Origin of the sequence: Micromonospora sp. DH13 (assembly GCF_020873825.1) — a bacterium.
GTDB classification, from domain to species: Bacteria; Actinomycetota; Actinomycetes; order Mycobacteriales; family Micromonosporaceae; genus Micromonospora; species Micromonospora haikouensis.
Window position 1 is genome coordinate 1 of sequence record NZ_JAHWGR010000068.1, and the last position, 12,091, is coordinate 12,091.

Annotated in this window: 7 protein-coding genes; all 7 read right to left on the bottom strand. The window is 74.5% G+C overall.

Features of this window, described 5'->3' with window-relative positions; all coding sequences use genetic code 11:
* Positions 1 to 35 precede the first annotated feature (35 nt).
* Positions 36 to 1,106: a PHB depolymerase family esterase gene (locus tag LPA42_RS32895; RefSeq protein WP_228987116.1), complete on the bottom strand. Its 1,071-nt coding sequence runs from the start codon at positions 1,104 to 1,106 to the stop codon at positions 36 to 38.
* 118 nt (positions 1,107 to 1,224) lie between these two features.
* Positions 1,225 to 2,985, bottom strand: coding sequence for a hypothetical protein (locus tag LPA42_RS32900; protein ID WP_228987117.1), 1,761 nt, complete (start codon positions 2,983 to 2,985; stop codon positions 1,225 to 1,227).
* 171 nt (positions 2,986 to 3,156) lie between these two features.
* Positions 3,157 to 4,119 carry a sulfotransferase domain-containing protein gene (locus LPA42_RS32905; protein ID WP_077937635.1) on the bottom strand — a complete coding sequence of 321 codons (963 nt, stop codon included), beginning with the start codon at positions 4,117 to 4,119 and terminating at the stop codon, positions 3,157 to 3,159.
* Between the two features lie 26 nt (positions 4,120 to 4,145).
* Complete coding sequence (locus LPA42_RS32910; RefSeq protein ID WP_228987118.1) at positions 4,146 to 4,970, bottom strand: alpha/beta fold hydrolase; 825 nt, start codon at positions 4,968 to 4,970, stop codon at positions 4,146 to 4,148.
* Between the two features lie 2 nt (positions 4,971 to 4,972).
* Positions 4,973 to 5,278: an acyl carrier protein gene (locus LPA42_RS32915; RefSeq protein ID WP_077937637.1), complete on the bottom strand. Its 306-nt coding sequence runs from the start codon at positions 5,276 to 5,278 to the stop codon at positions 4,973 to 4,975.
* Between the two features lie 80 nt (positions 5,279 to 5,358).
* Entirely contained in the window at positions 5,359 to 10,305 is a 4,947-nt protein-coding gene (locus tag LPA42_RS32920; RefSeq protein WP_228987119.1) for a type I polyketide synthase, read from the bottom strand.
* Between the two features lie 52 nt (positions 10,306 to 10,357).
* The coding region (locus LPA42_RS32925) for an SDR family NAD(P)-dependent oxidoreductase (RefSeq protein ID WP_228987120.1) at positions 10,358 to 12,091 on the bottom strand (1,734 nt) is incomplete at its 5' end.

Sequence of the window (12,091 nt, forward strand, 5' to 3'; positions counted from 1 at the left end):
GGGGGGGGCGGGGGGCGCACGGCGCGGTGCGGCGGTCAGCCGCCGGCGGGCTTGGGGTGGGCGCTGAAGAACTGCCAGATGGTCTCGGTGGCGTTCAGCGCGGTGGAGGGCGGGTCGAGGTTGAGCAGCCGCTGCGCGCGGGGCGGGTTGGGCTTGCCGCCGGGCCACTGGTGGCCGGCGTCGGTGATGGTGATCAGCTCGACGCCGCGCCCCTCGGGGCAGGTCGCGGCGGTGCGCACGACCGGGCCGTCCGTGGTTTCCTTCGGCTCTCCGCAGTCGTCGACGGCGCGCCACCGGGCGGCCAGCTCGGGGGCGGGCGGGCCGTCGATCTTCACCGGGTTGCGGCCGGTGCCGCCGTTGTCGCGCCGGCCGGGACCGCCGCCGTAGGGCATGGTCTTGTCGAGCTTGCCCTGGATGTGCAGCACCGACACCGGCTTCGGGTCGGCGCACTGCCCGGTGAGCGTGGTCGCCACCGCGCCGACGGCGGCGAACACCGTGGTGTCGCAGACCAGCCGGAACGCGAGCAGCCCACCGTTGGAGATCCCGGAGACGTACGTGCGGGCGGGGTCGACCGGGACCGTCTCGCCGACGGTGCGGACCAGCTCCGTGATGAACTTGACGTCGTCGACGCCCTCGCGGGCGGGCGCGCCGCAGCACTCGGGCCCGACCGCCCAGGCGCGGTTGATGCCGTCGGGGAAGACGACCACGAAGCCCTTGCGGTCGGCCTCCTCCGTCCAGCCGTACGCCTCCTCGGCCTGTTCGCCGGTGCCGGCCGCGCCGTGCAGCATGACCACGAGCGGGACCGGGTCGGTCAGCTTCGCCGAGGCGGGCCGGTAGAGCCGGTAGGTGCGGTCCCGCCCGTCGACGGTCAGGGTGCGCTGGGAGGAGCCGACGGGCACGTCCGCCGCCGACGCGCCGTCGGAGGCCCGGCCGGCGCCCGGCCCGCCGTCGTCGGCCCCGCCGCCGCCCCGGGTGCAGCCGGCGAGCAGGGTCAGCCCGACGAGGAGCGCGAGCGCCCCGGCGAGTCGGGTGGCGGCGGGGGAGGGCGACCGGCGTGACCGACCGCCGGGAGCCCCGACGGTAGGGCGAAAATCGGAAAAAGTCATCATATGAACACTTTCGCCCGCGAATGTTCGAGGAATGTCAGGAACGGGCCAGGGTTCGGCAAGGGCTGCCGGCCGCCGGCCCGGCGCAGGAGGGGACGCCGGGCCGGCGGCACGGAGATCAGCAGCCGGCCTTGAGCTTGATCAGCTCCCAACCGCCCTCGGGAACGTCGTCGTTCGGGTCGGTACGCAGGTTCATCGGGTTCGCCATACCCAGGTAGATGGTCGAACCGTCGACGACCATGTTGCGCACCCCGTAGTTCAGGTAGTTGCCCACCCCGGTGTCGCTGATCGTCGTCGCCGGCTTCTTCGTCGACGGGAACGCGTACAGGTCACCGCCGTACACCGCCTCGGGGATCTCGGCGGTGGCCCGCGCGCCGGCCGGCGCCGCCGCCACGGCCGGGGCCTTGGCCAGCACGTCACCCATCTGCGGCGACAGGCCGAGCGCGGTGGCGGTCTGCTGGCCGAACTCCTTGGCCAGGTAGCTCCAGTCCATGGTGCCGACGTAGAGCTTGCCGCCGGCGACCGCCATCTTCCAGGTGTAGTTGTTGTACGGGTTGCCGAAGCCGGCGGGGCCGTACTTCGGGGTGTAGTTGGTCGACTTCGTCGTCCACGCCCCGACCCCGCCGTTGGCCTCCGGGTCGAACGCGGGCAGCTCGGTCGAGCCGTAGAGCAGGTCCACCTTCTGCTTCGACGAGCCGAAGCCCTTGCCCCGGTAGATGCTGATCGCCCGCTGGGTGTTCTGGGCCGTCGCGGTGATCCCGGCCTCGTCCACCGGCGGGTAGATGCTCAGGTGCAGGCTGGTGGCCTTCATCGGCACGTGCATGGTGCCCCAGTACAGGTAGCCGCCGTAGGAGGCCAGGCCGCCCAGGCCGTAGCTGCGGGCGACCACGGCGTCCGGCTCGTAGCTGGCCACGTTCCACACCTGCTGCCAGGCGGCGTCGTCGTCCGGGGTGAGCCCCGGCGCGCCGTCGGAGAGCTTCGGGCTCATCCACACCGAGGCGATGCTCGCCGGCACCGGGGCCGGCGCGGCCTCGCCGCCGGAGAACTCGTTGTCCGAGCCCGGCCAGGTGGTGACGAAGATCCGGCCCTCGTGGACGGTCAGGTCGGCGGCCTGCGCCGGCAGGGTCGCCACCTGGGCGAAGTTGAACGGGTCGGTCTTGCTGCCCATCCACCGCAGCACGTGGCCGCGGTTGCCGCCGTTGTTGCCCACGCCCACGCCCGCGTACAGCGCGCCGTCGGCCACGGTGAAGTGCCGGATGTTGCCGTACGAGGTGAAGTTGTGCGAGCCCAGGTACGCACCGGTGTCGGTGTCGAAGGCGAAGAGGTTGATGCTCTCGCCCAGCGCCGGTCCGCCCAGCAGGGCCACGCCGCCGTAGTTGCCGGCGGCCCGGATGCCGACCGTGTTCTGCAGCCGGGTCGCGTCGTCGGGCGAGGCGGCCTTCACCAACTCGGTCTTCTCGGTGAGCTGGTTCGACTTGGTGTCGTACGTGTACAGCCGCGGGATGCGGTGGTCGCCCAGCTTGACCGGCAACTGGGGGTTGCGCTTGGCGATCTGGCTCTCGCCGTACTCGCAGACCCAGTCGGCGTTCTGCGTGGGCACGGTGTTCTCCAGCGTCCGACCGCTGGTGAGGCAGTTGACGTTCGCTCCGGTGCCGAAGAACAGCGTCCGGCCGGCGCGGGTCATCCCCCACAGGTACGCCTGGTTGACCTTCGCCTGCCCCGTCTCGCAGGGCGGGCCCGCCGGGTACGGCTGCCCGATCCCGGCGAAGCACTCGTCCGGCGGGGCCTTCGCGAGGAGCTGCGTGGTCGGCGGCTGGCCGCCGGCCGCCCCGGCGGCGTCGAGCGGCGCGGCGAGCGCCGCCGAGGGAACCGCCAGCACGGGCCCGAGCCCGAGCACGGCAACGGCGGCTAACAGCCGCCGAGTGGAGATCCGGAGTGGATTCACCAACTGCCTCTCTTTCCAGCAAAAAGGGTGGGACACCGGCGGCCGGGCCCGGCGGTCCGGGCCGCGGCGCGCAGGAGAACGGGGTGCGGTGTGGGGTGGGGCGGGTCAGGCGGCGGCGGGCGCGGGCTTGCGGGCCGGGGCGACGACCCGCCCGGCGACCCGCTCGGCCCACTGCGCGGCCTCGGGGAACTCCAGGTACTCGCCGAGCTGCGTCAGCTCGCCGACCGGGTCGGCGACCAGGTCCTCGTAGCGCATCCGCAGCAGGTGCTCCGGCGGCACGTCGGCCAGCGCCTGGTCGGCCTGGCTGGTCATGAACGCGCACAACCCGAGGTAGCGGCGCATGTCCTCGCCGCGCTCGCGCAGCGCCTCGGCGGTCAGCCGGTGCGGCAGGAACGGCTGGAGGTCCGCCGGCACGTCGTCGGCGTCGGTGACCCGGAACGGGTCCAGGCCGCAGCGGCCCAGGAACTCCACCCGGAGCTGGATGAGCTGGAACGACGAGTGCCGGCTCATCGACTTCGCCGTGTCCTCCCGGTTCCGGGTCAGATAGACGATCTTGCAGTCCGGGAAGCCCTTGAGCAGGTGCGGCGCCAGGTGGCTGGAGCCGCCGGAGCGCTCCACCCAGCGGGTCTTGCCGGTGAGCGTGGCCACCAGGTCCAGGAAGTCGCTGTGGTGGCGGGCCACCGACTGGGTGCCGAAGCTCGGGACCCGCTCGGCGAGCTGGTCGAACAGGGCGTCCGGGTCGTCGGTGAGCTTCGACAGGGTGATCGCCAGGATCCGGGGCAGCTCCGTCATCCGGTCGGCCCAGCGGCCCGTGGCCGGGTACCGGACCTCCTTGGGCGGCAGCCCGATCCGGAACAGCGTGGCCAGCTCCGGCTTGGGACTGGCCAGCACCGCCCAGTACTCAGCGCCGGTGATCACCTCGGCGCTGCGCGCCCACGGCGTCACCGACATGAAGAACTCCTGGGCCGACAGCGTGTCGGGCTCCTCGTGGATCAGGTCGGACAGCAGCGTCGAGCCGCAGCGTCCGTTGCTGATGATGATCGACCGACCCGTGATCGGGGTGTCCATCGGGATTCCTCCTGGAAGTCGCGCTGTCATGTGGTGACGGGTGGGGCCACGTCGAGCCCGCACTCCTCGCCCAGCCAGGCGAGGACGTGCCGGCGTACCGAGTCGGGCCGGTCGATCAGGACGGAGTGCTTCTCGTCGGGCAGGACGACGACGCGGGTCTGCGGCAGCAGCCCCTGTACGGCCGGGGCCAGCTCGCCCACCGCCGAGTCGCCGCCGTAGAGGCACAGCACCGGGCAGGCGATCGCGGCGAGCGCGTCTCCTGCCGGCAGCCGGCTGGCCGGCAGCTCCGCCGTCATGGTGGTCTCGGCGAGCATCCGGCCGGTGTCGGCGGCCCGGCGGGCGGCGATGCGCCCCCGGGCCGCGCCGATCTCGGCCAGCGCCCCCTCGCGGGGCAGCCGGGCGGCGACCCGCTCCAGCCGCATCCGCACCCGGCCCATCCACTCCGGCGTCGGCGGGGACGACTCCACGGCCACGATGCCAGCCACCCGGTCCGGGTGGCGCGCGGCGTAGCCGAAGGCGATCGTCCCGCCGAAGGAGTTGCCGAACAGCAGCAGCGGCCCCGTGACGTCCAGCTCGACCAGCAGCGCCGCCAGGTCGTCGACGAAGTCGTCGAGGGCGTACCCGGTGGCCGGGCGGTCGCTGCGGCCGTGGCCGCGCAGGTCGTACAGGACGGTCGGGAAGCCGGCCCGGGTCAGCGGCTCGGCCATGGTGAAGTACCAGCTCGCCATGGTGTCCGAGGCCATGCCGTGGATCAGCACCGCCGTCGGCGTCGGCCCGGTCCGGCCCGCGGGGGCCGGACCGGCGGGATCGAGCCGCTGCACGTGCAGCGTGATCCCGTTCGCCTTGACCATCGTCACCGGCTGCCCGCCGGGACCCCGTCGCCCTGCAGGGAGGTGGCGATGTGGTCGACGAGCTGACCGACCCGCAGCTCGCCCACCGTCTCCAGGTCGAGCTTCGCCACGAAGTGGGCGAAGTTGACGGTGTCGCCGTAGCGGGCCTGCAGCCGGCCGGCGAGCGAGACGACGTCGATGCTCTCCATGCCCAGGTCGTCGCGGAACGTGGTGTCCATGGTGATGACCTGGTCGGTCGCGAAGTCGCCCAGTACGGCGTTGATCATCTCGGTGAGGTCGGCGAGGATGCTGTCCTGGGCCGCGGCCATGATGGTTGCTCCTTCTACTGTTCCGGTGGGGTGACCTGCTGTCGGGGTGGGCCGGCCGGTCGGCCGGCCCGGTAGGTCGTTCACGGTCGGGACACCCCGGGCGGGGTGGCGGGGGCCGGCTCCGGGCCCCAGGTCCAGGCGACGACGTAGCGCCGGGGCGGCAGGTCCTCGGGGTTGTCGACCTCCCGGTAACCCACCCGGTAGGCGCGCCCGGCGACCTCGACGGTCAGCACGGCGTCGGCGGCCTCGCGCACCTGGAACATGCGTGGCTTGCCGTCCAGCCCCGTGCCCTCCGCCTTGCCGACGGCCTCCTTCGCCGCCCAGAACCGGGTGAACCACAGCCTGCGCGCGGCGGCGTCCCCGCCGGCCAGCGACGCCAGCAGCGCCGCCTCGCCGCCGGTGAGGGCGAAGCCGAACGTGCTGTCCGGGTGGTCGGTGACCTCGGCGACGTCGATGCCGACGCCCGGCGTCGTGGCCGGCGACCCGGCGGGACGCAACCGGGCCATCGCCACCCCGATGTCGCCGCAGTGCGCGAGCGAGACGTCGCAGTCGTCGAGGCCGCGGCCGGGCCGACCGCGCACCCACGGCCGCCCGTCGGGGTCGTTGCCGACGGTCAGCTCGATCGGGTAGATGTCGGTGTGGCCCTGCTCCCACAGCCGGGAGCGCACCGCGTCCTTGGCCGCGATCCGGCCGAGCAGCCACTGCTTGCGGGTCTTGGCCGGCTGCCGCTCGTACTCGGCGTTGGCCGCGCCGCCGAGGATGCCCCGGGCCGCCATGCCCAGGGTGACCAGGTCGGTCCAGCAGTCGAAGGCCATCGTCCAGCCCTCCGGCTGGAAGTGCGACATCGGGTACCGCTCGGGGAAGCGCTCCGCGACGCGGGCCTGCGGGTGGCTGTCGAACCGCCGGTCCACCGCCCCCTCGATCTGCGCCCACACCCGCCCCTGGTAGCTGAGCTGGGTGTCGGCGACGAGCTTCCCGTCGTCGATGGTCTGCACCCGGGCGACGCAGACGAACGCCCGGCCGGCCGGCGGGGGCGGCCCGAAGAACCGCACCCGGCCCAGCCCCACCGGCAGGGCCACCGTCCGGAACGGCTGCGTGGTGATCAGCCAGTTGCCGATGAGCTGCAACGCGTTGTCCAGCAGGGCGCCGGGCGGCACCGGGGCGGTGACGATGCCCCGCACGTGCATGTCGCCGAGCGCGTGCACCTCGGTCACGCCCTGGAACTGCGGGCCGTGGAACATCAGGCGCTCCGCGTACATCTCGGCGGCGCCGAGGGTGGGCGGGCGCTCGGTGGCCGGGTCGTGCGTCCAGACCTCCGGCGGGGCCGGGTACGCGGTGCCGACCTCGATCGTGGCCCGGGCGTAGCCGGCGAAGACGACCGAGTAGAGGTTCGGCCCGGCGGTCTTCACCACGATCTCGACGTCCGTGGCCGGCTCGGCGATCAGCCACCTGTTGAACTTGGCGTCGTGCACCTGGACCACCCGGGTGCCGGGCACCAGCTGCTCCACCGCGTCCATCATGTGCGCGACCAGCGCCGTCGCCGGCACCACCGGCCACCGGTCCTCCGGGTTCGGCCAGTCGTCCGGCTGCACGAAGAAGCAGTGGTCCAGCAGGTACGGCATGGTCTCCAGGGAGACCCGCAGGGTGATCCGGCCGATCTCGCCCGGATTGACGCCGGGGCGCGCGACCGGGGTCGGGGCCTTGAAGGCGGGCGTGCGGGGCGCGGCCGGCGTGGTGGCCGGCGCGACGGCGGGTCGCGGCGGCTGGGACCGGACCGGTCCGCCGGCCGGTGCCGGGCGGGCCGGGGCCAGGGTGCCGCCGGTGGCGGCCAGCACGCTGGCCGCGCTCTGCGCGGTGTCCTGGAGCAGGGCCGCGAACTCGGCCGCCGCGCTCGACTGCCCGGCGAGCCGGTTCACCGCGGTCATCGCGGCGCTGGCCTCCTTGGACAGCGCGGCGCTGGCCTGCTGCGCGGCGCCGGCCTGGGGTACGACCGGCTGCGGTGCCGCCGGTGCGGCGGCGCGGGCCGGCGTGGCCACCGGCGCGCCGCTGCCCGTTGCGGGACGGGCGACCGGTGCGGCCGGTGCGCCGGTGCCGGCGGCGCGGGCCGGCGCGGCGACCGGGGCTGCCGGCGTGCCGTTGCCGGCGGCCGGGCGTGGGCCCGTGCCGTTGCCCACCGCCGGCCGGGCGGCGGACGCCCCGTTGCCGGCGGGCCGCACCGGTGCCGGCGCGGCGGTGGCGCCCGGCATGGCGTCCAGCCCGAGCAGGCCGGCCGCGTCCGCGCCGAGGCGGACCAGGGGACCGCCGAGGTCGAGCTTCATCCGGGGACCACGCCGACCGGTGGTGCTGCTGGCGGGCTTCTCCGGGGCGGCCGGCGCGGGACGCGCCGGGGTCGTCAGGGCCCGCAGGTCCGGGGCGGCCCCCTCCACCCACAGCGCGGTGGCGACGCGGCGGAGCTGGTTCAGCCCGGTGCGGTGCGCCGTGTTCACCGGCATCGCGAGGTGGTCGCGCCCGCGCAGGTTGTCGCCGATCAGCGAGGCGAGCTGCCCCGCGCCGACCTGGAGGAAGACGCGGAACCCGTCGGCGTACATGGCCTCGACGGTCTGCCGGAACCAGACCGGCTCCATCATGTGCCGGACGAAGATGTGGTTGACCTGGTCCTCGTCGGCGGGGAACGGCGCGTGCAGGGTCGCCGACCACACCGGCATCCGGGTCGGGTGGACCTCCCACCGGCCCAGCGCCGCGCCGATCGAGGTCAGCCCCTCGGCGAACGCGGGGGTGTGGAACGCCGAGCGGAACGGCAGCTTCTGGCACAGAATGTTGCGGCCCCGCAGCGCCTCCACCAGGCGGTCCACCTGGGTCTCCGGCCCGTTCACCACCGACTGGGCCGGTGCGTTGTCGTGCGAGAGCACCACCCCGGGGAAGTCACCGAGCAGCGGGGTGACCCGGTCGGCGCCCGCGCCGACGGCCGCGAAGACGTACCCGGAGACCTCCACCGAGTCGGCGTTGAACAGCTCCAGGAACTCGTCCATCGCGGCGGTGCTGATCTGGCCGCTGACGGCGGCGGCGGTCCACTCGCCGATGCTGTGCCCGGAGACGGCGTCGGGTCGCACGTTGATGCGCTCCAGCGCCTCGTTGAACAGCTTGCCGACCTCGATCAGGCCGGCGCCGTGCCGGCCCAGGTCGGCGGCGGACCACTCCCGGTCGGGCAGCCCGAAGTGGGCGGCCAGGTCGGTGGTGCGCGGCGAGAACTCCGCCTCCAGGCCGGGGAAGACGAACGCGAGCTTGCCCGCCCCGTCGGCCAGCAGCGGCTGCGGGCTGAACCAGATGTCCCGCCCGCCCCGCCACGCCTGCCCCCGGGCCACCGTCTTGCGGGCCACGGCGAGCAGCTTGTCGGTGGGGTTGACGATGCCGAGGCGGGCCCGCCCCGGCGCGTCGCCGCCCGAGCGCGCGGCCAGGTCGGCGCCGAGGCGGCGTACCGTCTCGTCGTCGCGGTCCAGCAGCTCGGCGAGCCCGGCCGGGCTCGACGCGGCCAGCCACAGCACCTGGTCGGCCTCGTCGACGGTGACCGCCCCGGAGCCGGCGGCTGGCGCGGTGAACCCGACCAGCGGCTCGCCGGCCGACGCGGGCGCCTGCTCGATGACCAGGTGGGCGTTGATCCCGCCGAAGCCGAACGCGTTGACCCCGGCCCGGCGCGGCCCGTCGCTCTCCCACGGCTGGGCGGTGGCGATCGGGGCGAACCGGGTCGCCGCCATCTCCGCCCGGGGGGACTCGCAGTGCAGGGTGGGCGGCAGCACGCCCCGGTGCACCGCCATCGCGGCCTTGATCAGGCCGGCGACGCCGGCGGCCGGCATGGTGTGCCCGATCATCGACTTGACCGACCCGATGACCGGGCGGGGGCCGCCGGCGTACGGGCCGAACACCTGGGCCACGGTGGTCAGCTCGGCCGCGTCCCCGGTCGGGGTGCCGGTGCCGTGCGCCTCCAGCAGCCCCAGCGCGTCCGGGGCGGTCGGGTCGAGCCCGGCGGCCTCCCAGGCCCGCCTGATGGCCAGCACCTGCCCGGAGACCGCCGGGTTGAACATGCTGGCGGACTTGCCGTCGCTGGAGACCCCGCTGCCCCGGATCACCGCGTAGATCCGGTCGCCGTCGCGGACCGCGTCGGCGTACCGCTTGAGCACCACCACGCCGGTGCCCTCGCCGATCAGCAGCCCGTCGGCGGCGGCGTCGAACGGCCGGATCTCGCCCTGCCGCGACAACGCCCGGAGCTGGTTGAACACCGACCAGAAGCTGATGTCGTGCACGTGGTGCACGCCGCCGGCGAGCACCGCGTCGAGCCGGCCGTTGAGCAGCTCCGTGATGCCCTGGTCCACGGCGATCAGCGAGGAGGCGCAGGCCGCGTCGATGGTGTACGCGGGGCCGCGCAGGTTGAGCCGGTTGGCCACCCGGGAGGCGGCCAGGTTCGGCACCAGGCCGATGGTCCCCTCCGGCTGGTACGGGCCGAGCCGCTCGTCGAACTTCTTGCGCAGCAGCTCCAGCCGGGCCGGGTCGACGTCCGGGATCAGCTCCCGCAGGATCCCGATGACCTGGCTGGACATCCGTACCCGCTGGGCGTAGCGGGCCTGGGCGGGGCTGAGGATGCCGCCCCGGCCCAGGATGACGCCGACGCGCTCGCCGTCGGGCAGCTTGTCGGTGCCGCCCGCGTCGTCGATCGCGGCGGCGGCCACCTCCAGCGTGATCAGCTGGTCCGGCTCGATGTCGCCGATGGAGGCGGGCATCACCCCGAACCGCAGCGGCTCGAACGTGGCGTACTCGTCGACGAAGCCGCCGCGCTTGCAGTACATCCGGTCCGGCCGGTGCGCCTGCTCCGGGTCGTAGAACTCCTCGTCCCACCGGTGCGGCGGCACGTCGGTGATCGCGTCGACCCCGTTGATCAGGTTGCGCCAGTAGCTCTCCAGGTCACCGGCGGAGGGCATCAGGGCGGCCATCCCGACGATCGCGATCTGGCCGGGCGCGGGTGCGCCGTTGCTCATCGGTTCCTCCGTCGTGCGGTGTGGGCGGGGGCGTTGCGGGGCATCGGCGCGCTCACCAGCCCGAGGCGGTGTAGACGACCGAGGTGACCGCCGCGTCGGCCCAGGCCAGCTCGCGCAGCAGGGCCAGCGCGCCCTCCTCGGGGTCGATCAGGCCGATGCCGCGCCGGGCGTACTCCCGGCTCAGCTCGGCGGTGACCATGCCGCCGTGGCCGGCGCCGGGCGCCCACGGGCCCCAGTGGACGGTCACGGTGCGCACCCCGGTCCGGGCCGCGTAGCGGGTGCCGATCGTGTCCAGGGCGTCGTTGGCGGCCGCGTAGTCGGACTGCCCCCGGTTGCCGTAGGCGGCGGCGATGCTGCCGAAGAAGACCACGAAGCGCGGCTTGGCGGGCAGCTCGTCCAGGGCGGTCAGCAGCCCGCGCGCCCCGTCGACCTTCGTGTCGAAGACCCGGGTGAACGACGCCGGGTCCTTCTCGGCGATCAGCTTGTCCTCGATGATCCCGGCGGCGTACACCAGGCCGTCGAGGCGGCCGTGCTCGGCGTGGATGCGGCCCAGCAGGTGCCGGGTCGCCGCCGTGTCGCGGACGTCGAGGGTGTGGTAGCGGACCTCGCCGCCGAGCTCGGTCAGCTCGGCGATGGTCGCGTTGACCTCCCGGGCGGCCAGGATGCGCTGGGCGGTGCGGTCGATCTCGGCGGGGTTGCGCAGGCCCTGCCGGGCCAGCGCCGCGACCAGGGCCTGCTTGTCGCCGGCCGCGGCCAGTGCCGGGTCCTCCGGGCCCTGCGGCAGCGGGGTACGGCCGACCAGCTCGATGCGGCACCGGCTGGCCGAGGCGAGCGTCCGGGCGAACCACGGGGTGATGCCGCGCGCCCCGCCGATCAGGACGATCACCGAGTCCGGCTCCAGGCCGATCGCGGCGGCCTCGGCCACCCCGTCGCCGGCCGGGCCGGCCCCGCCGGCGGCCAGCGCGCCCAGCTCCACCGGCACCAGGTCGGCGACGTAGCGGTCGTCGCCCCGGAGGTATACCACCGGCGCTTCGCTGCTGGTGAGCACCTCGTTGAGCAGCTGCCGGGCGAGCACGTCCGCTGCGGCGGCCGGGTCCACCTCGACGAAGCGGGCGGTCAGCTGCGGGTACTCGCGGGCGATGGTGCGGAACAGGCCGGGCATGCCGTCGGCGGCCCCGGCGGCGTCGCGGGCCCCGGCGGCCAGCAGCCAGCGCGGGCCGGTCGCGAGCGCCCGCTGCAGCAGCGGGAACACGTCGGGCAGCAGCGGCTCGTCGAGGTTGGTGAGCCCGTCGAGGACGAGCACCCCGTCGAAGCCCTCGCCGGCCTGCTGGCTGTCGAGCACGCCGAGCTGGCCGCTGGCGCCGTACTCGCCGAGCAGCTCCGCCAGGTACGCCGCGATCGCGCCGCCGCCGGTGATCAGGAACCGGGTGCCGGCGAGCACGGTGGCCGGGTCGCCGACCGGCTCGGTGCGGACGCTCTCCTGCGCCACCAGCCGCTTCGGGGCGATCCCGACGCCGACCCCGGCGTCGGCCGGCTCCGGCGCGGCCGGGGCCACGGCGGGGGCGGCCTGGACGGGGGCGGGCGGGGCGGCGATGCTCGCGGTGGCGGTCAGGGTCGCCGTCGCGGTGACCGCGCCGTTGAGCTTCTCGTCGAGCCAGATGACCATGGCGCGGACGGTGCGGGCCTTGACGAGGTCCTCCAGCTCGCTCTCGTCGCCTTCGACGGCGAGTTCGAGGCGTTGGGCGACTTCGCCGGCGACCTCGGCGCGCTTGATGGAGTCGATGGA